Here is a 23924-nt window from a genome sequence, read left to right as displayed (position 1 = left end):
GACGAATCCGTAGGGAGTTGAAATCATGGCCCCGAGCGCCATGAGCCGTCAGGCAAATTGGACCAGGTCTCTCTCCGAAGCACAGCCGGTCCCGTACTGGCTGGAAGACCCCGGCAAGCCCCACCCCGAGCCCGCGCTGACCGGCGCCGACACCTGCGACCTGCTGGTCGTCGGCGGCGGCTACAGCGGACTGTGGACCGCGCTCAACGCCAAGGAGCGCGACCCCGGGCGCGATGTGGTCCTGCTGGAAGGCCACGAGGCGGGCTGGGCCGCCTCGGGCCGCAACGGCGGCTTCTGCGCCGCCTCCCTCACCCACGGGCTGCCCAACGGCCTCGCCCGCTGGCCCGAGGAGATCCACCGACTGCAGGAGCTGGGCCGGCGCAACCTCGACGAGATCGAGGGCGCCGTCGCCCGGCACGGCATCGACTGCGAGTTCGAACGCACCGGCGAGATCGACGTCGCGACCGAGACCTACCAGGCCTGGGCGCTGCGCGACTGGCACCAGGAACTGGAGCGGCAGGGCCTCGCGGACGGCATCGAGTTCCTCGACGCCGACGCGGTGCGCGAGCAGGTCGCCTCGCCCACCTTCGAGGCGGGCCTGTACGACCGTCGTGGCGTGGCCATGGTGCACCCGGCCAAGCTCGCCTGGGGCCTCAAGCGGGCCTGCCTCGCCCTCGGCGTCCGGGTGTACGAGCACACACCCGCCCTCGCCCTGCGGGTGTACGGCGCCGGCATGGCCGTACGCACCCCGTACGGCTCGGTCCGCGCCCGGCAGGTCGCGCTCGCCACCAACATCTTCCCGAACCTGCTCAAGCGGGTCCGCGCCTACACCGTGCCGGTCTACGACTACGCCCTGATGACCGAGCCGCTCAGCGCCGAGCAACTCGGCGCGATCGGCTGGAAGAACCGGCAGGGTCTCGGCGACTCCGCCAACCAGTTCCACTACTTCCGCCTCTCGGCCGACAACCGCATCCTGTGGGGCGGCTACGACGCCATCCACCACTACGGCGGCCGGGTGCGCCGTGAGTACGACGACCGCCCGGAGACCTACGCCAAGCTCGCCGGGCACTTCTTCACCTGCTTCCCGCAGCTGGAGGGCGTCCGCTTCACGCACGCCTGGGGCGGCGCCATCGACACCTGCTCCCGCTTCTCGGCGTTCTTCGGCACCGCGCACCAGGGGAAGGTGGCGTACGCGGCGGGCTACACCGGCCTCGGCGTCGGCGCCAGCCGCTTCGGGGCCGACGTGATGCTGGACCTGCTGGCCGGGGAGGAGACCGAGCGCACCCGGCTCGAGATGGTCCGCAAGAAGCCGCTGCCGTTCCCGCCCGAGCCGTTCGCCTGGACCGGGATCGCGCTCACCAAGTGGTCGCTGGCCCGCGCCGACGCCCATGGCGGCCGCCGCAACCTGTGGCTGCGGGCGATGGACCGGCTGGGGCTCGGCTTCGACAGCTGAGCCCGGCGAAACCCGCGTAATGCTCCCGGGAGACCTCCCTCTCTCTCCGTGACGCGACGCCCGCGTCCACGCGTGAGCTGGGGAGGTCTTCTGATGACTGAGGCGCAGACGGCGGTCGAGTGGCTGGCATCCGTCGCACCGGACCCCAGAGCCTGCCGCCGGGAATGGGAGCGCGACCCGCTGGGGATCGCGCTGCTGCCTGCCGGCAGGGCCTGGGACGTACTGATCCTGCCGAGTGCGCTCGGATATCCGACCCTCGACGTGCTCACCCGCGTCCTCGACCGGCCGGGGCCCGTCCTGGTCGACTTCGGGGACGACCGGGTGGGCTTCTTCGTGCCGCCCGGCACGGCCGCCCGCTGGCTCGGCACGGGGATCCGCACGGCGGGTGCCGGCACCTGGATCGTCGTGCCGTATCCCGGGCGGGCGACGCAGGGGGTGCGGTGGCTGGTGGTGCCGGACGGGTCGGGGACGCTGACGGATCCGGCGTTGCTGGAGCTCGCCATGCATGAGGCGGCGGCGGGGCCGGCCGACGGCGAGGCGCCGTTCGCGCGAGGGGGTCGGCCGGGCGCGGGTGAGCGGGGGCTGTTCGCGAGGTTCCCCGCGGCTCTACGCGGCGCGTCCGCGGAGCGCGGGCGGGGACGGGCGGGGACGGAAAGGGGCGGACAGGGGCGGGGCAGGACGATTCGCCGTGGTCCGCGGGCCCGAGGGCGACCTCAGGCAGCTGGCGGTGGGGGTGAACTCCGACGCGTGTTTCGGGTGAGCAGCAGTCCCAGTGCCGTCAGCAGGACAGTGGCCAGGCACCAGCTGGCCACCACGTCCAGCGGCCAGTGCCAGCCGCGGCGGACCAGGCCGTAGGAGACGCCGAGGACGAGTGCCGCGCAGCCGGCGGCGGCGGTCCGGCGGGCGGCGGCGGAGACGAGCCAGGGGAGGAGGAGCAGGGTCGCGGAGCCGTACGCGATCGCCGCCGTCGCCGTGTGGCCGGAGGGGAAGTAGCCGACCGCCGGGGGCACCACCGGAGTGCCCGGGCGGGCGGTCCAGTCCTTGAGCGGCACGATGATCGCCGGGACCAGGGCCATCAGGACGGCGGCGGCCGTGGGCGGCAGCCACCAGCGGTCTGTACCGGCGGTTCGGCCGCGCCAGGCGACGTAGCCGATGACGAGCACCAGGACCGGGACCGCGATCTGCACGTTCCCGAGGTCGGCGAGAAGCTCGGAGAACCGGTCCGGGTGGACGAGTGCGCTGCTCAGGCGGCTGTCCAGGCGGAGCAGGGGGCCGTGGGCCACGACCTGCCAGGTGATCAGCGCGAACAGAAGGGCCGGCAGGCCCAGAAGTCCCAGGAGTCCCACAAGGGGAAAGTGGAGGAAGGAGGTCGGCCGCCCCGGAACAGGGGGGGTGGTTCCGGGGCGGCCGTCCGGATCGGAATGCCGCGCGCCCCGGGGGGTTTGGGGCGGGCGGCTGTCCGATCGGTGAGGAGATCCGGGGCCGGAGGCACCGGTTGTGTGCGCGAGGGCACGACCAGGTCGAAGCTGGGGAGGCCCCGTCCTGAAATCGCCCACAGTCCCCCGTGGGCGGGGTGTATCTCTCATCTGGGTAGAACCTACGGCAGGGGCCGGTGCGGCGACAGGCGGAATCGCGTCCCGCCATGCACCTCGCACACCTTCTTCACACGGCCTGACGAGCGCCGCCCCAGCCCCCCACATCACGCCAGGTGGGAGGGGCGGGGCGGTGGTGGCACGCGGGTTCGATCTCCTTTGTGCCGACGGCGAGAAGCCTGTGGCTCAGATCCGCGCGAAGGCCTGCTCGACGATGTCGAGGCCCTCGTTGAGGAGGTCCTCGCCGATGACGAGCGGAGGCAGGAAGCGGATCACGTTGCCGTAGGTGCCACAGGTCAGGACCAGCAGTCCCTCCTGGTGGCAGGCCTTGGCGAGGGCCGCGGTGGCCTCCGGGTTCGGCTCCTTGGTGGCGCGGTCCTTGACCAGCTCGATGGCGATCATCGCGCCCCGGCCGCGGACGTCGCCGATGATGTCGAACTTCTCGGCCATGGCGGTGAGGCGGGGCTTCATGATCGCCTCGATCTGCCGCGCCTTGGCGTTGAGGTCGAGTTCCTTCATGGTCTCGATGGCCCCGAGCGCACCGGCGCAGGCGACCGGGTTGCCGCCGTAGGTGCCGCCGAGGCCGCCGGCGTGCGCGGCGTCCATGATCTCGGCGCGGCCGGTCACGGCGGCGAGGGGGAGACCACCCGCTATGCCCTTGGCCGTGGTGATCAGGTCCGGGACGATGCCCTCGTCCTCGCACGCGAACCACTGACCCGTCCGGCAGAACCCGGACTGGATCTCGTCCGCGACGAAGACGATCCCGTTGTCGGCGGCGAACTGCCGGATCGCCGGCAGGAAGCCCTTGGCCGGCTCGATGAAGCCGCCCTCGCCGAGCACCGGCTCGATGATGACCGCGGCGACGTTGTCGGCGCCGACCTGCTTGCTGATCTGGTCGATGGCCTGCTTGGCGGCCTCGGGGCCGGCGTTCTCCGGGCCGGTCGGCCAGCGGTAGGCGTAGGCGACCGGCACGCGGTACACCTCGGGGGCGAACGGACCGAAGCCGTGCTTGTACGGCATGTTCTTGGCGGTCAGCGCCATCGTGAGGTTGGTCCGCCCGTGGTACCCGTGGTCGAACACGACGACGGCCTGGCGCTTGGTGTAGGCGCGCGCGATCTTCACGGCGTTCTCGACGGCCTCGGCGCCGGAGTTGAACAGCGCGGACTTCTTGGCGTGGTCACCCGGGGTGAGCTCCGCGAGGGCCTCGGCGACCGCCACGTAGCCCTCGTACGGGGTGACCATGAAACAGGTGTGGGTGAAGTCGGCCAGCTGGGCGCTCGCCCGGCGTACGACGGCCTCGGCGGAGGCGCCGACGGAGGTCACGGCGATGCCGGAACCGAAGTCGATGAGGCGGTTGCCGTCGACGTCCTCGATGATGCCGCCGCCCGCGCGCGCGGTGAAGACGGGCAGCACCGAGCCCACCCCCTGCGCCACCGCGGCGAGACGGCGGGACTGCAGCTCCTGCGACTTCGGGCCGGGGATGGCGGTGACGACGCGGCGCTCCTGCGGAAGTGCGGTCATGGGGGCTCCCTGATGAGTGGTGCGAACCGATGCGTGCCGGGCGCGTTCCGTTCGGTTGCTCCGGTGGTGCGTTTTCGGACGCTTTCCTTCTTTCTTCGCAGGCTAGGGCTGGCTGTGAGAGGTGGGCATGCTCCATGTGGGCGTTGTCGGGGAGTGTTGTTGTCCGTGATGGACATAGTGGGGTCGGGCGCCCGGTGTCCGGCCTTCACCGCTCCTCGGCCGCGTAAGCGGTGAACTCCCCTTGTAAGGGCGTTAGATTGGCCGCTGACGGTGGACGGAACGGCTGGTCAGGGAGCGAGAGCGATGGACAGCGACGGGACGCGGGACACGCGGCGTACGCATGCGAATCCTGTGCCGCGACCGGCGGGGCCACGGGACGCGGACGCGACGCCCACCGAGGTGCCCGCGATGCCGGTCGAGGCGCCCGCGGTGCCCCCGCGCCCGACGGCACCGCCGACGGTGCCGCCGCTGCCGGACGGCTCGGCGTTCCTGACGTGGCTGCGGGCGCCCAGGCCGGAGGCGGCGCCGGGGGTGTGGCGGATCGGGTACCGGCCGCGGGCGGAACGGGAGCCCGAGGAACTGCCCACACGGCAACTGCTCAGCGGCGCCCTGATCGCCTTCCTGGTGGGCTGGCTGGTCTGGTCCCTGCTCACGCACGGCTATCTGGGGGCGTGGTGGGGGCTGCCGCTCCAACTGCTTCTTCCCGCCTCATGGCAGGGCCAGAACGCCACGATCTCACCGACCGCGAGCCGTTTCATCTACGAGGGGTACACCTACCTGGTCGCCCTCACCATCATGCTCGTGGTGGGCAGGCTCGGCCGCTGGGGCGAGGTGTGGCGGCGGTTCGTGGCGCCTCGGTTCAGGCCCGCGCTGACCCGGCTGGAGCCCCCGGCGCCGGAGGAGGACCCCGCCCAGTGGCCTCACCTCCGTGCCGCCGGAGCGCCCGAGGCCGCCGACCGGCTTGCCGGGGAGGCGCGGAGCGGGCTGATGCGGGACGTGGACCACGCCCGGATCGCCCGCGCCTGGCAGGGCGTACGGAGCGGCCGGCACAGCATGGCCACCTTCACCGCCGCCGTGGTCAAGGACGGCGCCGCCGCCTGCCCGCACCCCTCCGGCGAACGCGACCTGCCCGCCCGGCACGCCCGCCACGACCTGTTCACCGGCCAGGTCCGGCTCGGCACCACGGCCGACGACCCCCGCAACCCCTACCAGTACCGGGGCGCCGGCCTCGCCCTCGGCCCCGAACTGCTCGGCACCTCCCTGCTCGCCGTCGGGCCGGCCGGCACCGGCAAGACCGGCAGCCTGGTCCGCCCGCTCGCCGAGTCACTCTGCCTGCACGCCCTCGCCGGCCGCGCCTCCGTGGTCGTCGTCGGCGCGGCCGGCGCCGGCCTCGGACCCGCCGACGCCTACGACGTCGTCGTCCGTATCGCCCACCCCGAGTCCGTCTACGACCTCGACCTGTACGGCGGCACCACCGACCCCGACGAGGCCGCCGCCATACTCGCCGAGGCCCTCGTCGGCGACCTCGCCGACCCGCACCCCGGCAGCGACAGCCGCCGCTCCACCACCGTCCTCGCGCAGCTGATCGGCCCGTTCAAGGCGGTGCACGGCCGCTTCCCCTCCGTCCCCGAACTCCGCCGGCTCCTCGACGGCGCCCCCGGCCCGCTCGCCGCGCTCCGCACGGGGCTGACCGAGACCGGTCACGAGTCGCTGCTGCGCGAACTCGACGCGCGGGAGCGCCAGATGGGACAGCCGGGGGACGTCGGCGGGGTCCTGGCCGACCGCATCGCCCTCCTGGACCGCCCGGCCTTCGCCGGCTTCTTCGACACCTCCGGCCGGTCCCGCCCCTTCTCCCTCAAGGCCCTCGACCACCCGGTCCGGGTCCGCATCGACCTGCCCGAGCGCGGCCACGCGGACGCCTCCCGCATCCTGGCCCGCCTGGTGCTCGCCCAGTTCACCGCGACCGTGTCGGTACGGGAGGACCGCTCGCTCTTCTCCTGCCTGCTCCTGGACGACGCGACGGGCGTGGTGACCCCGGAGGCGGTCCGCGCCATCCAGCGCCTGCGCTCCGCCAACGCGGGCGTCGCGCTGACCCTGCGCACCCTGGACGACGTACCCCGCCCGCTGCGCGGCCCGCTCCTGGGCGCCACCGGTTGCAGGATGGCCTTCGCCGGACTCACCCCCTGGGACGGGCAGGACTTCGCCGAGGTCTGGGGCAAGGAGTGGACCGAGGCCCGGGACGTCACCGACCGCCAGATCATCGCGGAGACCCCGGCGGGCAAGGCGCTGCACGTCGTACGCCGGGTGATCACCGGCAAGGCGCCCACGGCGCGGGCGGTCACCGTCCGGCAGGTGGAGCGCGAGCGCTGGTCGGCCTCCGAGCTCGCCCACGGCGTGCCACCGGGCCACGCGGTCCTCTCCCTGACGACGGTCAAGGGCGAGCACGCGCCCCCGCTGCTGGTGGACCTCAGGAGCGGCGGCCGGCTCTGAACACCGGGCCGCACGTGACCGTACAGTGAGGCAGAATCGACAGAGACCGTTCATACGAGACGGCCAAAGGACGCCGCCCTGGCCACGACGCCCACGGCGCCTGCGACGCTCACGACCGAAGAGAAGACCTGACGGCCTCATGCCACCGACGCTCGCCTCGCTCGTCCACCACTCCGCGCTCAAACTGACCGTGCGCGCGGGCGAGGACCGCCTCGACGTGCCCGTGCGCTGGGCCCATGTCAGCGAACTCGCCGATCCGGTGCCGTACATGGAGGGCGGGGAACTGCTCCTGATCACCGCGCTGAAGCTGGACGCGGAGGATCCGCAGGCGATGCGCAAGTACGTGAAGCGTCTGGTGGGAGCCGGTGTGGTGGGCCTCGGCTTCGCCGTGGGGGTCAATTACGACGAGATCCCCAAGGCCCTGGTCGACGCGGCCGAACACGAGGGACTGCCCCTGCTGGAGGTACCGCGCCGCACCCCCTTCCTCGCCATCAGCAAGGCGGTCTCGGCGGCGATCGCGGCCGACCAGTACCGGGCGGTGACGGCGGGCTTCGCCGCCCAGCGCGAACTGACCAGGCAGGCGCTGAACGCCGGCCCGGAGGGGCTGCTCACCGCGCTCGCGGCACAGGTGGACGGCTGGGCGGCGCTGTACGACGCGTCCGGCGCGGTCGTCGCGACGGCACCGGAGTGGGCGGGACGCCGGGCGGCCCGCCTGACGGCGGAGGTGGAGCGCCTGCGGGAGCGCCCGGCACCGGCGTCCTCGGTGGTCGGCGGCCCCGACAACGAGGACCGGGTGGAACTCCACTCGCTCGGCACCGGCCGCCGCCCGCGAGCGGCCCTGGCGGTCGGCACGGCGTCGGCGCTCGGCACGGCGGAGCGCTATGCCGTGCACTCCGCCATCGCGCTGCTCACCCTCACGACGGAACGCTCCCGCTCCCTCCACGCGGCCGAGCAGCGGGTCGGGGCGGCGGTGCTGCGCATGCTGCTCGCCGGGCAACCGGACCACGCGCGCGCGGTCGCCGGGGACCTGTACGGGCGCCTGCTCGACGCCCCGTTCCGGATGGTCGTCGCGGACGCGGGAGGCGAGTTGCTGGCCGGCCTCACGGAGGCGGTGGAGTCGGCCGCGGCCCGTGCCGGGGAGGCGGTGCTGGTGGTGCCCGAGGGGGAGCGGCTGGTGGTGCTGGCCGCGGACGGGGGCGCGGCGGTGGCGGCGTGCGCCGAGTACGCGGCCACGCGGGAGGCGGCGCGGGCGGTGCGGGAGCAGGCGGCCGCGGAGCCCGACGACCTGGTCGTCGGCCTCTCCGCCCCGTCCGGCCCGATCGCCGCGGCGGCCGCCTACAAACAGGCCGAGCAGGCGCTGTCCGTGGCCCGGCGCAGGGGCCGGACGCTGGTCGAGCACGACCAGCTGGCCTCCGGCTCGGTCCTTCCCCTGCTCGCCGACGACGCGGTGAAGGCGTTCGCCGACGGTCTGCTGCGGGCGTTGTACGAGCACGACGCGACCGGCAGGGGAGACCTCGTCGCTTCCCTCCGGGCATGGCTCTCGCGGCACGGTCAGTGGGACGCGGCGGCGGCCGACCTCGGGGTCCACCGCCACACGCTCCGCTACCGGATGCGGCGGGTCGAGGAGATCCTCGGCCGGTCCCTGGACGACCCCGACGTCCGCATGGAGCTGTGGCTGGCCCTCAAGGCGACATCGGCGGAGTAACCCCGACGTGCCGATCTTTGGGCTATTTTCCTGCCCATGACAGGCATACCGGGGCGCGCGCCCGCCCTCTCGTCGCTCTCGGCCGAGCAGATGGCGGCCCTGCCGCTGGAGACCCTGGCCCGCAGCGTCCTGAACGATCTGATCAAGCCGGGGGACAGCTCGCCGAGCGTGCAGAACTGGGTGCGGCGGATCCGCCGGGACTACCGCAAGGCACCGGAGGCGATGCGGGCGATCAGCGAGGCGGTGGCGTGGCTGCGGCACCGGATGATCCTGGTGGACGACCTCGACGCCGGCGCCGACGGCGACTGGGTGATGCTGAGCCGCCAGGGCGCCCGGTGGCTGCGTGACGGCACCCTCCCGCCCGCCGGATGACCGCGGCGGACCGCGTACCAGGGAGGACGACATGACCAAGAAGCTCTACGACCGCAGCAGCGAGGAAGTGCCCTACCCACAGCTCCCCACGGCGTTCCGCACGGCGATCTCCTCGCACGTCCAGGAGTACGGACTGCCGGAACCGTGGGACACCGTGCTGTGCTGCCGCACGCGCAGCCGCCGGCTCTACCGCAACGGCCTGCTCGCGAGACTCACCGGCAGCGCCGACAGGGACGCCGAATCGGTCAGCGTCGCCGTGCTCACCGCCCGGCACCTCGTCGTGCTCACCCACGGGGAGCACCGCGGCACCACCGTGCTGTCCGCACCGCTGTCCACCATGAGAACGCATGGCCACCCACGGCTCCCGTCGGGCGCCCGCGACCAGGTACTCGACTCCGGATTCTCGGTGTGGGCCCACTGGTCACGCTTCCCGGAAGGCGCCGCCTACCACGTTCCGGCCGGGGACGATCCCGCCGGCCACCGCCTCCGGGAGGCCCTGACCGCGGCCGTCCGCCAGACCCAGTCCTGATCCGCTTCCCGCCGAGCTGCTGTCGCCGCCCCCCCCACCACGCCAAACCGGCGTACCGCCGCCCCGCACCCGTACGGCCAGGACAAAAGCTCCCCGGCGGCTCCCGCCCTACCGTGGACCCGAACACCAAGGACAGCACACCCCGAAACACGGAAGGGCCGGGACCGACATGACTTCCACCACCGCCTTCTGGCTCGCCGGCCGCCAGGTCACCGGCGAGGCCACCTTCGACGTCACCAACCCGTGGGACGCCCGTCTCGTCGGCAAGGTCAGCGTGCCTACCGACGCCCAGGTCGAGGAAGCCGTCGCCGCCGCGTACGCCGTACGGGACGAGTTCGCCGCCACCCCGGCCCACGTACGCGCCGCCGCCCTCGACCACGTCAGCCGCCGTCTCGCCGAGCGCGCCGAGGAGATAGCCCAGCTGATCTCCGCCGAGAACGGCAAGCCGATCAAGTGGGCCCGAGGGGAAGTCGGGCGCGCCGTGTCCGTGTTCCGGTTCGCGGCCGAGGAAGCCCGCCGCTTCAACGGCGGCGAGGCCCAGCGCCTCGACACCGACCTCGGCGGTCAGGGCCGCCTCGCGCTCACCCGCCGGTTCCCGAAGGGCGTCGTCCTCGGCATCGCGCCCTTCAACTTCCCCCTCAACCTGTGCGCCCACAAGATCGCCCCGGCGATAGCGGCCGGTGTGCCGATCATCCTGAAGCCGGCCCCGGCCACGCCCCTGTCGGGCCTGATCATCGGCGACCTGCTGGCCGAGACCACCGGTCTCCCGGCCGGCTCCTGGTCGATCCTCCCGGTCGCCAACGACAAGATGGCCGCCCTCGTCCAGGACGAGCGTCTCCCGGTCATCTCCTTCACCGGTTCCGAGAAGGTCGGCTACTCGATCATGGACTCGGTGCCCCGCAAGCACTGCACCCTGGAGCTCGGCGGCAACGGCGCGGCCGTCGTCCTCGGCGACTACGCGAGCGACGCCGACCTCGACTGGGCCGCCACCCGCATCGCGGCCTTCTCCAACTACCAGGGCGGCCAGTCCTGCATCTCCGTGCAGCGGGTCATCGCCGACGCCGCCGTCTACGACCGGCTCCTGCCGCGCATCGTCGCCGCCGTCGAGGCCCAGGTCACCGGTGACCCCGCCGACGACAGGACCGACGTCGGCCCGCTGGTCAGCGAGGCGGCGGCGGAGCGGGTCGAGGCGTGGGTGAAGGAGGCCGTCGAGGCCGGCGCCACCCTGGTCACCGGCGGCGACCGCGACGGCGCCAGCTACGCGCCGACCGTCCTCACCGACGTCCCCGAGGACACCACCATCTCCTGCGAGGAGGTCTTCGGACCCGTCCTGACCGTGCAGAAGGTGAACGGCGAGGCCGAGGCCTTCGCCGCCGTCAACGCCTCCAAGTACGGCCTCCAGGCGGGCGTGTTCACCCACGACCTCCAGCTCGCCTTCCGCGCCCACCGCGCCCTCGAGGTCGGCGGTGTCGTGATCGGCGACGTCCCCTCCTACCGCGCCGACCAGATGCCGTACGGCGGCGTGAAGCAGTCCGGCGTCGGCCGCGAGGGTGTCAGGTTCGCGATGGACGACTACACCTACGAGCGCGTCCTGGTCCTCACCGGCCTCGCCCTCTGACCTGCCACGGACAGGTCCGAGCGTGCCGGGACGGCCGCAGCCCGCTGTGCGGGGGCTGCGGCCGTCTCCAGTCGACGGGCCCTGTCTTCACGCAGGGGCCCGGCACCGGATGCCTTCCGGTGCCGGGCCCCTGCCTCGTGCCGGCCGCTCCGGACCCTCAACCGGAGAAGCCGACGTGCGCGAGCCGCAGCGGGCCGCGCAGTCTGATGCGGACGTCCTGGACGCCCTCGGCGACGATGCCGGCGGTGAGCGAGGTGTACGTGTACGGATCCGGCGTCGGCTCGGCGAGCGTCAGCGCCGCCAGCAACGGGCCGCCGTCCAGGGAGAGTTCCAGCGTGCCCGAACCCGCCACCCGCACGGTCACCGCCGTGACCCCGGTGCCGAAGTCGCAGCTGCGGTAGACGAGTTCGCCTGAACCGCCGTCCTCGGGGGTGACCGCGTCGCCCTCCGTCCTCGTGCGGTCCACGATCGCGATGCCCGACTGCTCGTCGAAGCCGGCCGCCGCCAGGCCGTGTCCGGCGGCGGGCCGCGGCGCCGCCGGCTCGCCCTCCAGGACCACGGTCGTACGCAGCCGGACGTCCTCGCAGGACGCGCCGACCAGCACGGCGTACGGGCCGCGCTCCAGCCGCCAGCCGTCCCGCGTCACGTCCCAGAACTCGAAGGCGCGGAGCGGTACGTCGAAGGTCAGACCGGCCCGCTCGCCGGGGCGCAGGGTGATCCTGCGGTGGGCGAGGAGTTCGCGGCGCGGGCGCGGCGAGGACGGTTCGACGGCCCGGGTGTAGAGCTGGGCCACCTCGTCCGCCGGTACGTCGCCGGTGTTGGCGACCGTGCAGGAGACGCGGAGCGTTCCGTCCGCCACCTCGGTGGCCAGGTCCGCGTAGGAGAAGGACGCGTAGGACAGGCCGTGGCCGAACGGGAAGAGCGGGGTGCCCTCGAAGTGGAGGTACGTCTGGCGGGCGCCCAGCACGTCGTAGTCGAGCAGGCCGGGCAGGTCGGCGTCGGAGGCGTACCAGGTCTGCGGGAGCCGGCCGGCCGGTGAGACGTCGCCGGCCAGCACCCGGGCGAGGGCGGTGCCGGCCGCCTGGCCGCCGTGGGCCGTCCAGAGCACGGCGGGCAGCCGGGCCACGTCCACCGCGTACGGGTACGACGACACCAGCGCCAGCACCGTGTCCGGGTTCGCGGCGCGGGCGGCACGCAGGAGGCGTTCCTGGTGCGGGGGCAGGGCCAGGGTCGTACGGTCCTCGGTCTCGCGGCCGTTGATGTGCGGGTCGTTGCCCGCGACCACCACGACCACGTCGGCCGCGGCGGCCACCCTGGTCACGGCGTCCTCACCCCGCTCGGCGATGATCAGTTCGAAGACCGAGGCGTTTTCCTCGGCTTCCTCGGCAACCCGCACGCCGTCGGCGGCGACCGAGACATGGCGACCCGTGCCGAGGTGTCTGAGGAGGTGACCGTTCTCGTGGGGTTCCAGGCGGAACGTCTCCTGGACGACCCAGCCGCCGGGCTGGTCCGCGGCGGCACGGACGAAGCCGTCCTCGGCGACGGAGAGATAGCGGCCGTCCGGGGCGCGCAGCGTCAGCACCCCCTCGCCCCAGTCGGCGAGGGCGAGTTCGGTGCCGGTGGTGCCGGTGGTCAGCGGGGGCAGATCGGTGCGGCCCGCGAGCAGCGCCGGATCCAGGGCGCCCGCCGCGCCGCGCACCTCGTCGGCGGCCTCGGGGGCGGTCGGCACCTGGAGGAAGGTGCCGTCCGCGAGCCTGAGCCGGACCCGGTCCACGCCCTCCGCGAACTCCACGCGCTCCGCGCCGAACCGCTCGTACAGGCCCTCCAGCGGGGTGGAGCGGTGGATCAGGGTGCCGCTGTACCAGTCGAGTTTGCACTCGTCGGCGAGCAGACCGACCACGGCGATCCGGGCGTCGGCCGCGAGCGGCAGCAGGTCGCCGTCGTTCTTGAGCAGGACGACCGCCTGTTCGGCCGCCTCCTGGGCGAGCGCCCGGTGGGCCGGGGTGTCGAACTCGGCGGTGTTCAGGTGCGGGCCGTCGTCCGGGTCGAACTCGCCGAGGCGGAAACGGACCGAGAGCTGGCGGCGCACGGCCGTGTCGATGTCGGCCTCGGTCAGCAGGCCCTGTGCCAGGGCGCCCCGGATCCGGGCGACGATGACCGAACTGTCCGTGCCGTGGTCGGTGAAGCTGTCGACCCCGGCGAGGAGGGCGGCCGCGGTGGCCTCCTCGTGCGTGGCGAAGTAGTGCTCGTGATCGACCAGGTTGCTGGGCGCGCCGGCGTCCGAGCAGACCAGCAGCTCCTCGCCGGTCCAGGTGCGCAACTGCTCGCGCAGGTACGGGGAGACGTGGTTGGGGCGGCCGTTGACCAGGTTGTACGCGGGCATCACCCCGGCCACCGCGCCCGCCTCCACGGTCTCCCGGAAGGCGCGCAGGTCGTACTCGTGCAGCACCCGCGGGCGCACCGAGGAGGAGGAAGTGGCCCGGTCCGTCTCGTTGTTGTGGGCCAGCCAGTGCTTCAGGACGGGGGCCGTGCGCCAGTACACCGGGTGGTCGCCGCGCAGGCCGCGGGTGTAGGCGGTGGCGATGGCGGAGGTGAGCTTCGGGTCCTCGGAGTAGCCCTCCTCGTTGCGCCCCCAGAGCGGGTGGCGCAGCAGGTTCACCGTCGGCGCCCAGACGTTGAGGCCGACCCGGTCGTCGCGGGCCCGCATGGCCCGGACCTCCTTGGACACGGCCTCGCCGACCCGCCGTACCAGATCCGGGTTCCAGGTCGCGCCGAGCCCCACCGCCTGCGGGAACACCGTCGCGGGCCCCATCCAGGCCACCCCGTGCAGGGCCTCCTGGCCGGTGCGGAACGCGGCGATGCCCAGCCGCTCGACGGGCGGTGCGAACTGGTGCAGGAAGGCGACCTTCTCGTCCAGGGTGAGCCGCGCCAGCAGATCGTCGATGCGCTTCGCGAACGGCAGGTGCGGATCGCGGAAAGGCGGCGCGGGCGGCGTTTTTGCGGTCACGTGCGGTTCCCCTTGCGATGGAGCGGCGAGGCCTTTCGAAGCGCTTCGATGCTCATTGCGTACAGGGGCGGGTGTCAAGAGACGCTCACCGATATTTCAAGTGGCGCATACGAACAGGTCATGGTCCGCACCACGGAGGAATCTTGGGAGCGACCCTTGTGCACCCCCGGGTGTTCACTTAACCTCGCAGCAACATCGAAGCGCTTCGACTAGTCGAACAGACCGTCCGGTTCCTTCCAGGGACGCGTGGCACGGGTCGGAGCACCGCTTCAGCTCAGCCAGTTCCACTCGAGACACCGCAGCCGACGGCCACCGCCGGGTGTCCTGGTGCGCCATGAAGGGTTGACGCAATGACGCCGAACGCCGCTTCCGCCCCCTCCGGGCCGAGCCGGAGAAGTTTCCTCGCCTCCACGGCAGTCGCCACCGCAGCGGTGGCCGGCGGGATGCCGCTGCTCGCCGCCTGCGGGGCGTCGGACAGCGGATCAGGAGGGGGCTCCTCGTCGGGCAAGGACGCGAAGAAGCTGCTGCCGGCCTACGTCGCCAACAACGTGGTGGCCCCGGACATCCCGTCGAAGAACGGCTCGGCGATCGGCTTCACCAGCAAGCTCGACCTGGCGACCCTGAAGACCTCGGTCCCGAAGAAGCTCGGCAAGGGCGGCAAGGTCACCATCATGTCGCCGTTCTGGGGCTCCCCGCCCAAGCAGGACAACCCTTACTACAACGCGATGAACGACATGATCGGCGTCGACGTCGAGTGGCAGAACCAGGACGGCAACACCTACGACCAGAAGCTCGGCGCGGTCCTCGCCTCCAGCGATGTCCCGGACGTCGTGGTCATCCCGAACTGGAACATGGGCGGCAAGATCCCCACCGCCATCATCAGCAAGTTCGCCGACCTCGGCCCGTACCTGTCGGGCGACAAGGTCAAGGACTACCCGAACCTCGCCGCCATCCCGACCGACGCCTGGCGGCGCTGCATCTTCGGCGGCAAGCTGCGCGGACTGCCGATGCCGGCGTCGTACGTCACCAACATCGTGCCCCTCTACCGCAAGGACGTCTTCGACAAGGAGGGCTACGACGTCCCGCGCTCGGCCGCCGAGTTCCTCTCCCTGGCCAAGGAGATCACCAACGCCAAGGCCAAGCGCTGGGCCTGCATGGACATGAAGTGGACGGCCTGGCAGATGTTCGGCGTCCTGTCCGGCAGCGAGAAGCCGCTCGGCTGGAACCTCGTCGACGGCAAGCTGATCAACCGCATCGAGACCGACGAGTACCTCGAAGCGCTGGAGTGGGCCCGCAAGCTCTTCGCCGCCGGGGTCGTGCACCCCGACGCCATGCTGGGCAAGAACGCCCCGGACCCGGGACCCAAGTTCGCCGCCGGCGAGTTCCTGATCTACCCCAACGACATCAGCCAGTGGTGGAGCCGCACCGCCGAACAGGCCACCAAGAACCCGGACTTCAAGATCTGGGGCATGGACGTCTACGGCCACGACGGCGGAAACCCGCAGGTCTGGGCCGAACAGCCGGCCGGCATCTTCGCCTTCGTCAACAAGAAGGCCTCCCCGTCCGTGATCCACGACGTGCTGGCCGTCGCCAACGTCACGGCCGCGCCGTACGGCACCAAGGAGTACATGGCCACCAACTACGGCGTCGAGGGCACCCACTACACCGTCAAGGACGGCGTGCCCACCAAGACCACCCGGGGCAACAACGAGGTCATCAACGCCTACGTCATGGTCGCGAGCCCCGCCGCCACCATCGCCCACCCCGACTTCCCCGACGTCGCCAAGGCCCAGGTGGAGTGGCAGCAGCGGATGGGCTCCTTCACCAGGAAGTCCAGCTTCTTCGGCCAGATGATCACCGAGCCGACCCGCTACACCAACCTCATGGACAACTTCGAGACCCTCGAAGACGACATCACCCGCGGCCGCAAGAAGATCAGTGACATGCAGCAGGCCGTCTCGGACTGGAAGAGCAAGGGCGGCGACAAGCTGCGCGACTGGTACCAGAAGCTGCTCGACGACAGCGGTTCGGCGAGCTGACCGGGCACTGAGGCAAGGAGAACGGCCGTGTCCCACAGCACGGTGCCTCGCAGCAGGGCCGAGGCAGACGACGACGGTACGCAGGGGACTCCGGTGGCGTCCGGCGGCGCCACCGGAACGGGCAGCAGGGTGCGGACCGGGAAGCTCGGCCTGCGCCTGAGATTCAGACGCGACCGCGCCCTGATCCTGATGACCCTGCCGGCGGTCCTGCTGCTCCTGGTCTTCAACTACCTGCCGATCCTCGGCAACATCGTCGCCTTCCAGGACTACGACCCGTACGTCAGCGACAACGGCATCGTCTCCATGCTGCACAGCGCGTGGGTGGGCGTCGAGAACTTCCAGCAGATCTTCGCCGACTCCGCCTTCTGGAACGCGGTGAAGAACACCCTGGTGCTGTTCTTCCTGCAACTCGTGCTGTTCTTCCCGATCCCGATCGGCCTCGCGCTGCTCATCAACAGCGTGGTCCGGCCCCGGGTACGGGCGATCGCCCAGGCGGTCCTGTACCTGCCGCACTTCTTCTCGTGGGTGCTGGTCATCTCCGTCTTCCAGCAGATCTTCGGCGGCGCGGGCGTGCTGTCGCAGTTGCTGCGGCAGCACGGCTACGACGGCCTCGACATCATGACCGACCCGTCGACCTTCAAGTTCCTGGTCACGGCGGAGGGCGTCTGGAAGGACGCGGGCTGGGGGATCATCGTCTTCCTGGCGGCGCTGGCGTCCGTGAGCCCGGACCTCTACGAGGCCGCCGCCATGGACGGCGCGGGCCGCTGGCGCCGCATCTGGCACGTCACGCTGCCCGCCCTGCGCCCGGTCATCGCACTGCTGCTGGTCCTGCGGGTGGGCGACGCGCTGACGGTCGGCTTCGAACAGATCCTTCTCCAGCGCGACGCCGTCGGACCGGGAGCCTCGGAAGTCCTCGACACCTTCGTCTGGTGGAACGGCGTCCGCAACCAGGACTTCGGCTACGCGGCCGCCGCGGGGCTCATCAAGGGCGTGGTCAGCCTCGGACTGGTCCTCGCCGCCAACAAGGTGGCCCATCTCATGGGCGAGCAGGGGGTGTACAAGAAATGACCGCCGTCATCGGCAAACCGCCCGTGCGGGAGCGGCCGCCGTCCCGGTGGGCCGCGCCGTCCCGCCCGGTGTGGGAGGAGGAACCGACCAGAGCCGGCGTCGCCGGCAAGGGCCTGGTGCTGACCCTGGCCTGCCTCGGCGTCCTCTTCCCGCTCTGGATCGTGGTGGTCACCAGCCTGTCCTCCGCCAGGACCATCGACGAGGCGGGCGGGCTGGTGATGGTCCCCAAGGGCATCACCTTCGTCGCCTACCGGGAGCTCCTCAGCGGCGGCCAGGTCACCCGGGCCACGGTCATCTCCGTCCTGATCACCCTCGTCGGCACGCTGTTCTCGATGACCGTGTCGGTGCTGTGCGCGTACGGCCTCTCCCGCATCGGGTCGCTCGGCCACCGCTGGTTCCTGCTGCTGCTGATGGCGACGATGTTCTTCAGCGCCGGCCTGATCCCGACCTACCTGCTGGTCCAGTCCCTGGGCCTGACCGACAGCTATCTCGCCCTGATCCTGCCGAGCGCGGTGAGCGTGTTCAACATCCTCGTCCTGCGCGGGTTCTTCATGGGCATCTCGCAGGAACTGACCGACAGCGCCCGCATCGACGGCGCCGGCGACTTCCGCATCCTGTGGCAGATCGTCATGCCGCTGTCGCGGGCGGTGCTGGCCGTGATCACCCTGTTCTACGCGGTCGGCTACTGGAGCGCCTGGTTCAACGCGTCCCTGTACCTCAACGACCAGAACAAGATGCCCCTGCAGAACGTCATGATCCAGCTGGTCCAGAAGCAGCAGGCCCCGGTGGGGCTGGCACAGGCGATCAAGACGGGCGAGCTGTCGGGACTCGCGGTGCAGATGGCGGTGATGGTGATGGCCCTGCTGCCGGTGGCGGTCCTGTCCCCGTTCGTCCAGAAGCACTTCAAGAAGGGCATGCTGACCGGGGCGGTGAAGGGGTAGCCGACGTCGCCCGCTGAGGGGGCGGCGGGGGCGCGTCGCGCGAGTGCGGGCCGGTGGGGGGCTGGTCGCGCAGTTCCCCGCGCCCCCCAAAAAAAAACGTAGCTGCGGGCAGTCGTGCCTCCCCCAGTGCCCAAAGGGCCTGGGAGGTGCCCCCAGGGCGGCACGGGTGGGCGCAGCGGCACCCTGCCGGAGCCGGTAAGCGCCCCCCCGGCCCCCCGCCCCGGACCACTTACCAACCCACGCCCACCGAAGGTTCCCCATGCCCACCCAGAGCCGCACAACCGTCCGCGCCGGCACCGCCACCGCCGCCCTCACCGCCCACGCGGCCGAGCCCCGGCCGCAGGAGTGTCGCCGGCGCAACGCGGTGATCGCCGGCACCCGATGCGTCGCCGGCGTCCTCGCGCACCCCGTGTGCGGGGACGCGACGGGACTCGTACAGGCCTCCGCCCAGCCGGCCTGTGGTGTGCGCACCGGCTGGGGCGATCACGCAATCGGCGCGTGTTCGGGCGACGACCGGCGGACCGGGGCGCACGTCGCGGCCCACTCGGTCATCGCCGGGAAGGAGCCGGGCGCGACCGCCGCCGACGGGCGCGGCATCCGGTACGGGGACCCCCTCCGATGACCGCCGGACGCGAGCGGCCGGGGCTCGGTGACGCCACCCGCGGCCGGATCCTCTTCGGCGGCGACTACAACCCCGAGCAGTGGCCCGAGGAGACCTGGCAGGAGGACGTCCGGCTGATGAGGGCCGCCGGCGTCAACTCCGTGACCATCGGCGTCTTCTCCTGGGCGAGAATCGAACCACGGCCGGGAGAGCGGGACTTCGGCTGGCTGGACCGGCTCATGGACCTGATGCACGGCAACGGCATCGGCGTCGTCCTCGCCACCCCCACCTCGTCACCGCCGCCCTGGCTGGGGCGGCTGCACCCGGACACCCTGCCCCGGGACGCCGACGGCCGCACCGAGTGGTGGGGCGGCCGCCAGCACTTCTCGCACTCCAGCGCCACCTACCGCCGTCACGCCGCCGCCATCACCGAGGACCTCGCCGCACGCTACGCCGCTCACCCCGCCCTCACCATGTGGCACATCAACAACGAGTACTGCACCTTCGACTACGGCGACGAGGCCGCCGCCGCCTTCCGCCGCTGGCTGCGCGAGCGCTACGGCACCCTCGACGCCCTCAACTCCGCCTGGGGCACGGCGTTCTGGAGCCAGGGCTACGACACCTGGGACGGCATCCTGCCGCCGCGCCGCGCCCACTACCTGAAGAACCCCACCCAGGTGCTGGACTTCCGCCGCTTCACCTCCGACATGCTCCTGGAGTGCTGCACGGCCGAGCGGGACATCGTCGCCCGGCACACCCCGCACATCCCGGTGACCACCAACTTCATGCCGCTGTGGATCGGGCAGGACGCCTGGCGCTGGGCGGCCGAGGAGGACGTCGTCTCCGTCGACCTCTACCCCGACCCACGGGATCCTCTCGGCCCCCAGCACGGCGCGCTCGTCCAGGACCTGACCCGCTCCCAGGCGCGCGGCCCCTGGATGCTCATGGAGCAGGCCGCCGGGCCGGTCAACTGGCGCGGGGTGAACCACCCCAAGCCCCGCGGCCTCAACCGCCAGTGGTCCCTCCAGGCGGTGGCCCGGGGCGCGGACGCCGTCTGCTACTTCCAGTGGCGGCAGTCGAGGCAGGGCGCGGAGAAGTTCCACTCCGGGATGATCAGCCACGCGGGGGAGGAAGGCCGTACGTACCAGGAGGTCAGGCAGCTCGGCGCCGAACTGGCCGCCGTGGGACCTGAGGTGATCGGCCGTCATGTCAGGGCCGACATCGCCGTCCTGCACGACTGGCACTCCTGGTGGGCCGGTGCCCACGAGGGCCGTCTCTCCACCGAGGTGGACCTCCCCGACGTCCTGCACGCCTGGCACCGGGCGCTGTGGGAGGCGAACCTCACCACCGACTTCGCCCACCCCGAACACGACCTGCTCTCCTACAAGCTGGTCGTCGTCCCGCAGCTCTACCTCCTCACCGACGCCGCGATCGACAACCTCCTCGCCTACGTCCGCGGCGGGGGCACCCTGGTCAGCGGCTTCCTGACCGGCGTCGCCGACGAGGACGACCGGATCCGGCCCGGCGGCATGGACGCACGGCTGCGGGAGCTGTTCGGCATCCGCACCCTGCACGAGTGGTGGCCGCTGGACGCGGGGGAGACCGTCGCGTGCGAGGGGTTCCGGGGGACCCTGTGGTCGGAGGAGATCGAGGCCGCGCCCGGCGTCTCGGAGACGGTGCCGTACCGCGGTGGCGAACTCGACGGGCTGCCGGCCGTGCTGCGCAACGGGCACGCCTGGTACGTCTCCACGCTGCCGGAACCGGAGGCGCTGCGGGCGCTGCTCGGCAGGATCGCCGCCGGGGCGGGGGTCCGGCCGGTGCTGGACGGGCTGCCGACGGGTGTCGAGGCGGTACGCCGGGGTGAGCTGCTGTTCCTGTTCAACCACGGGTGTGATCAGGTAAAGGTGCCGGTCATGGGAACACATCGAGATCTGCTGACCGGTACGAGCGTCACGGACGAGATCGTCCTCGGCCGCTACGGAGCGGCGGTGCTCACGCCATGACCGCCACCGGCCCCGTCCACGGCACCTGGGAGCCCGCACCGGCCGCCCGCTGGGAGGACGCCTTCCTGAGCGGCAACGGCCGTCACGGCGCCCTGGTGTTCGGCGACCCGAACGACGACCGTGTCATCGTCACCCAGCACACCCTCGTCCGCCCGAACGGCGGCGAACACGCCCGCCCGCCCCGCCTGGCGGCCGAACTCGCCGACGTACAGGACAGGCTGCTCGCCGGGGAGCGGGACGCCGCCGAGCGTCTCACCGACGGCCGCCCGCTGCAGTGGGTCCAGCCCTTCCACCCCGCCTTCCAGATCCGGCTGCGCAGGCCGCGGGGACGGACCGACGGCTACCGTCGCTCCGTCGACTTCACCACCGGCGAGGTCACCGCCACCGCCGCCGACTGGACCAGCAGGGTCTTCGTCTCCCGCGCGGACGACGTGATCGTGCAGCAGGTCACCGGCACCGCCGGCCTCGACCTCGACATCGCCCTCGACCACCGGCTCCCCGGCGCCCCGCCCGGCCTGGGCGTCGGCCACGGCGCGCTGCGCACCGCCGAGGGCGCCGTGCTCAGCCTCCGCGCCCGCTATCCCGGCAGCGACCGCGCCTACACCGGCGTCACCCTGGTCGCCGTCACCGGCGGCACCACCGGCCTGCTCCCGCCGGGCGTGCGCGTCGCCGGCGCCGAGTCCGTCCTCCTCCTCACCCGGGTCCGCCGCCACACCGGCGAGCTCGACGTGACCGCCGAGGCACGCGACCTCGGCGACCTGCTCGCCGAGCAGCGCTCGTACGACGCGCTGCTCGCCCGCCACCTCGTCCCGCACCGCACCGCCTACACCCGTGTCACCCTCGACCTGGCCGCCGTCCCGGCCGCCCGCGCCCTCCCCGGCTCCCGGCTGCTCGAACAGCCCGCCGAAGCCGCCCTCCTGGAACGGCTCTTCGCCGCCGGCCGCTACCACCTGCTCTCCGCCTCCGGCCTCAATCCGCCCCGCCTGACCGGGCTGTGGACCGGCGACTGGGACACCGCCTGGTCCGGCGCCTTCACCAACGACGCCAACGTCAACCTCCAGACGGCCTCGGCCGCGGCGGCCGCCCTTCCCGAAGTCACCGAGGCCTGCGCCGCCCTGATCGAGCGTCAGCTCGGGGACTGGCGGGAGAACGCCCGCGCGGTGTTCGGCGCCCGGGGCGCGGTCGCGCCCGCGCACAGCGACGGCGACTCGGGACTGGCCTACCACTTCAGCCGCGAGTACCCCCTGCACCTGTGGACGGCCGGCGCCGACTGGCTGCTCAAGCCGCTCGTCGACCACGACGAGACCCGCGGCGAGCGCGATCCCCGCACGGCGGCGGCGCTGGCCGAAGTCGCCCGGTTCTACGAGGACTTCCTCACCCGGACCGACGCCGACGGCCACCTCGTGATCGTGCCCTCCTACTCGCCCGAGAACCGGCCCGCGAACGCGAGCTGGGGCGCGATCAACGCCGCGATGGACCTCTCCGCCGCCCGGCACGCCCTGCGCACCGCGGCCGACTACCACCCGGGCCCGGACGCCGACCGCTGGCGCGCCCTCGCCGACCGGCTGCCCCCGCACCGCACCAACGCCGACGGGGCGCTCGCCGAATGGGCCTGGCCCGGCCTCGACGACACCTACGACCACCGCCATCTCAGCCACCTCTACGGCGTCTGGCCGCTCGACGAGATCACCCCGTACGACACCCCGGAGCTCGCGGCCGCCGCCCACCGCGCGCTCGAACTGCGCGGCGCCGAGAACGACTCGGCCCACGGCCACCTCCACCACGCGCTCATCGCGGCCCGACTGCGGGACGGCGCGCGGGTCGCCGCCGCCCTCGCCCAGGTCCTGGACGGCGACTTCTTCCACGCCTCCCTGATGAGCGCCCACTACCCGCACCGCGACGTCTACAACGCCGACGCCGCGCACACCCTGCCCGCCGTGCTCGTCGAAGCCCTCGTCCAGTCGGCCCCGGACCGCCTGGTCCTGCTCCCGGCGCCACCGGCCGCCCTGGGAACGGGCCGCCTCCACGGCATCCGCACCCGCTTCGGAGCCGAACTCGACCTCGACTGGACCCCCCAAGGGGCGCGAGCCGTCCTCAAACCGCACCGGACGCTCCGCATCGACCTGTGGACTTCCTCCGGCACCCGGCCGCTCGACCTCGTCGCCGGAGAAGACCACGTCCTCACCCTGGGGACGTGGTAGCCACCGCACCTCCCCCCACCCATGGAAGGGACACCATGGCAACACGCACGCTCGCCAGGATCGCCAAGGCCCTGACAGCCCCCGCGCTCGCCCTCGGCGCGACCGTCGGCCTCGCCTCCGCCCCCGCCTCGGCCGCCGTCTGGAGCTCCTGCGACCAGTGGGGCAACACCACGCTGAACGGCTACACCCTCTACAACGACATCTGGGGCTCCGGCGCCGGCAGCCAGTGCATCTGGGCCAACTCCGGTACCAACTGGGGTGTCTGGGCCGACCACCCCAACACCGGCGGCATCAAGTCCTACCCCAACGCCAAGGCGCTGATCAGCAAGCCGATCACCTCGCTCTCCTCGCTCTCCACCAGCTACAACGTCACGGTCCCGTCGTCCGGCGCGTACAACACGTCGTACGACATCTGGGACACGGGCTACAAGTACGAGATCATGCTCTGGATGAACCACACCGGTGCCGTCGGCCCGCTCGGCACCTCGCAGGGCACGCTGACCCTGGGCGGCCACACCTGGACCGTCTACAAGGGCAACAACGGCTCGAACGACGTCTTCTCGTTCGTGCGCACCTCGAACTCGTCCTCCGGCACCGTCAACGTCCTGCCGATCCTGAAGTGGATCAAGGACACCAAGGGCTGGTTCGGGAACGTCACCATCGGTGACTTCCAGTTCGGCTTCGAGATCACGTCCTCGTCCGGCGGGCTGGACTTCACCGTCAACAGCGAGAGCGTGAGCAGCAGCTGAGCAACGGGGCCGGTCCCGCCCGCGGTGCGGGGCCG

16 protein-coding genes and 1 pseudogene are annotated in these 23924 nt (G+C 72.2%); 14 read left to right on the top strand and 3 right to left on the bottom strand.

Going from position 1 to position 23924, the window contains the following annotated elements:
• The first annotated feature begins 25 nt into the window (after window positions 1-25).
• Window positions 26-1453: an FAD-dependent oxidoreductase gene (locus AB0P24_RS38055; RefSeq protein WP_365802235.1), complete on the top strand. Its 1428-nt coding sequence runs from the start codon at window positions 26-28 to the stop codon at window positions 1451-1453.
• 93 nt (window positions 1454-1546) lie between these two features.
• A pseudogene (locus AB0P24_RS38050) lies at window positions 1547-1975 on the top strand (hypothetical protein); the annotation flags it as partial.
• A gap of 191 nt (window positions 1976-2166) precedes the next feature.
• On the opposite strand, the gene AB0P24_RS38045 reads toward AB0P24_RS38050, so the two are convergent.
• Window positions 2167-3009 (bottom strand): phosphatase PAP2 family protein, encoded by an 843-nt coding sequence (locus AB0P24_RS38045; protein ID WP_365802233.1) that lies wholly within the window; start codon window positions 3007-3009, stop codon window positions 2167-2169.
• Window positions 3010-3231: 222 nt separating this feature from the next.
• Window positions 3232-4566, bottom strand: a complete 1335-nt coding sequence (gene gabT / locus AB0P24_RS38040; protein ID WP_365802231.1) for a 4-aminobutyrate--2-oxoglutarate transaminase — start codon at window positions 4564-4566, stop codon at window positions 3232-3234.
• Between the two features lie 303 nt (window positions 4567-4869).
• Here gabT and AB0P24_RS38035 point away from each other — a divergent pair, with 303 nt between their 5' ends.
• The 5 genes from AB0P24_RS38035 to AB0P24_RS38015 all read left to right on the top strand — a co-directional run bounded on the left by AB0P24_RS38035 (window position 4870) and on the right by AB0P24_RS38015 (window position 11280).
• A complete protein-coding gene (locus tag AB0P24_RS38035; protein WP_365802229.1) occupies window positions 4870-7056 on the top strand; it encodes an ATP-binding protein in 2187 nt (728 codons plus the stop codon).
• A 139-nt stretch (window positions 7057-7195) separates the two neighbouring features.
• Window positions 7196-8761, top strand: a complete 1566-nt coding sequence (locus AB0P24_RS38030; RefSeq protein ID WP_365802227.1) for a PucR family transcriptional regulator — start codon at window positions 7196-7198, stop codon at window positions 8759-8761.
• Between the two features lie 36 nt (window positions 8762-8797).
• Window positions 8798-9133, top strand: a complete 336-nt coding sequence (locus AB0P24_RS38025) for a hypothetical protein (protein ID WP_365802225.1) — start codon at window positions 8798-8800, stop codon at window positions 9131-9133.
• Window positions 9134-9164: 31 nt separating this feature from the next.
• The gene (locus AB0P24_RS38020) at window positions 9165-9662 is read left to right on the top strand and encodes a hypothetical protein (RefSeq protein ID WP_365802223.1); all 498 of its coding nucleotides are present in this window, start codon (window positions 9165-9167) and stop codon (window positions 9660-9662) included.
• Window positions 9663-9831: 169 nt separating this feature from the next.
• Window positions 9832-11280, top strand: a complete 1449-nt coding sequence (locus tag AB0P24_RS38015) for an aldehyde dehydrogenase family protein (RefSeq protein ID WP_365802221.1) — start codon at window positions 9832-9834, stop codon at window positions 11278-11280.
• A 157-nt stretch (window positions 11281-11437) separates the two neighbouring features.
• Here the strand turns inward: AB0P24_RS38015 and AB0P24_RS38010 are convergent, their stop codons facing one another.
• Entirely contained in the window at window positions 11438-14287 is a 2850-nt protein-coding gene (locus AB0P24_RS38010; protein WP_365802219.1) for a glycoside hydrolase family 3 C-terminal domain-containing protein, read from the bottom strand.
• A 350-nt stretch (window positions 14288-14637) separates the two neighbouring features.
• On the opposite strand from AB0P24_RS38010, the gene AB0P24_RS38005 reads away from it, so the two are divergent.
• From AB0P24_RS38005 to AB0P24_RS37975, 7 genes are all read left to right on the top strand, one after another.
• On the top strand, window positions 14638-16326 hold the full coding sequence (locus AB0P24_RS38005; protein WP_365802217.1) for an extracellular solute-binding protein: 1689 nt from the start codon (window positions 14638-14640) through the stop codon (window positions 16324-16326).
• Between the two features lie 27 nt (window positions 16327-16353).
• A complete protein-coding gene (locus AB0P24_RS38000; protein ID WP_365802215.1) occupies window positions 16354-17394 on the top strand; it encodes an ABC transporter permease subunit in 1041 nt (346 codons plus the stop codon).
• Entirely contained in the window at window positions 17391-18335 is a 945-nt protein-coding gene (locus tag AB0P24_RS37995; RefSeq protein WP_365802213.1) for a carbohydrate ABC transporter permease, read from the top strand. The genes AB0P24_RS38000 and AB0P24_RS37995 overlap by 4 nt, the downstream gene beginning before the upstream one ends.
• 259 nt (window positions 18336-18594) lie before the next feature.
• A complete protein-coding gene (locus tag AB0P24_RS37990) occupies window positions 18595-18957 on the top strand; it encodes a hypothetical protein (protein WP_365802211.1) in 363 nt (120 codons plus the stop codon).
• The gene (locus AB0P24_RS37985) at window positions 18954-20939 is read left to right on the top strand and encodes a beta-galactosidase (RefSeq protein WP_365802209.1); all 1986 of its coding nucleotides are present in this window, start codon (window positions 18954-18956) and stop codon (window positions 20937-20939) included. Before AB0P24_RS37990 ends, AB0P24_RS37985 begins: the two co-directional genes overlap by 4 nt.
• Window positions 20936-23140 carry a glycoside hydrolase N-terminal domain-containing protein gene (locus AB0P24_RS37980; RefSeq protein ID WP_365802207.1) on the top strand — a complete coding sequence of 735 codons (2205 nt, stop codon included), beginning with the start codon at window positions 20936-20938 and terminating at the stop codon, window positions 23138-23140. Before AB0P24_RS37985 ends, AB0P24_RS37980 begins: the two co-directional genes overlap by 4 nt.
• Window positions 23141-23175: 35 nt before the next feature.
• On the top strand, window positions 23176-23889 hold the full coding sequence (locus tag AB0P24_RS37975; protein ID WP_365802205.1) for a hypothetical protein: 714 nt from the start codon (window positions 23176-23178) through the stop codon (window positions 23887-23889).
• Window positions 23890-23924 lie beyond the last annotated feature (35 nt).

It is taken from the genome of Streptomyces sp. NPDC086519, from assembly GCF_040686075.1.
Taxonomy (GTDB): domain Bacteria; phylum Actinomycetota; class Actinomycetes; order Streptomycetales; family Streptomycetaceae; genus Streptomyces; species Streptomyces shenzhenensis.
The sequence above is the reverse complement of the archived record's forward strand: the minus strand, read 5'-3'. Positions and strand labels throughout refer to the sequence as shown.

What these genes read in the sequence shown, in the direction of transcription:
- AB0P24_RS37990 (WP_365802211.1), top strand. Translation starts at nt 18,595, where the DNA reads ATGCCCACCCAGAGCCGCACAACCGTCCGCGCCGGCACCGCCACCGCC.
- gabT (WP_365802231.1), bottom strand. Translation starts at nt 4,566, where the DNA reads ATGACCGCACTTCCGCAGGAGCGCCGCGTCGTCACCGCCATCCCCGGC.
- AB0P24_RS37995 (WP_365802213.1), top strand. Translation starts at nt 17,391, where the DNA reads ATGACCGCCGTCATCGGCAAACCGCCCGTGCGGGAGCGGCCGCCGTCC.
- AB0P24_RS38015 (WP_365802221.1), top strand. Translation starts at nt 9,832, where the DNA reads ATGACTTCCACCACCGCCTTCTGGCTCGCCGGCCGCCAGGTCACCGGC.
- AB0P24_RS37980 (WP_365802207.1), top strand. Translation starts at nt 20,936, where the DNA reads ATGACCGCCACCGGCCCCGTCCACGGCACCTGGGAGCCCGCACCGGCC.
- AB0P24_RS37985 (WP_365802209.1), top strand. Translation starts at nt 18,954, where the DNA reads ATGACCGCCGGACGCGAGCGGCCGGGGCTCGGTGACGCCACCCGCGGC.
- AB0P24_RS38020 (WP_365802223.1), top strand. Translation starts at nt 9,165, where the DNA reads ATGACCAAGAAGCTCTACGACCGCAGCAGCGAGGAAGTGCCCTACCCA.
- AB0P24_RS38055 (WP_365802235.1), top strand. Translation starts at nt 26, where the DNA reads ATGGCCCCGAGCGCCATGAGCCGTCAGGCAAATTGGACCAGGTCTCTC.
- AB0P24_RS37975 (WP_365802205.1), top strand. Translation starts at nt 23,176, where the DNA reads ATGGCAACACGCACGCTCGCCAGGATCGCCAAGGCCCTGACAGCCCCC.
- AB0P24_RS38025 (WP_365802225.1), top strand. Translation starts at nt 8,798, where the DNA reads ATGACAGGCATACCGGGGCGCGCGCCCGCCCTCTCGTCGCTCTCGGCC.
- AB0P24_RS38005 (WP_365802217.1), top strand. Translation starts at nt 14,638, where the DNA reads ATGACGCCGAACGCCGCTTCCGCCCCCTCCGGGCCGAGCCGGAGAAGT.
- AB0P24_RS38035 (WP_365802229.1), top strand. Translation starts at nt 4,870, where the DNA reads ATGGACAGCGACGGGACGCGGGACACGCGGCGTACGCATGCGAATCCT.
- AB0P24_RS38030 (WP_365802227.1), top strand. Translation starts at nt 7,196, where the DNA reads ATGCCACCGACGCTCGCCTCGCTCGTCCACCACTCCGCGCTCAAACTG.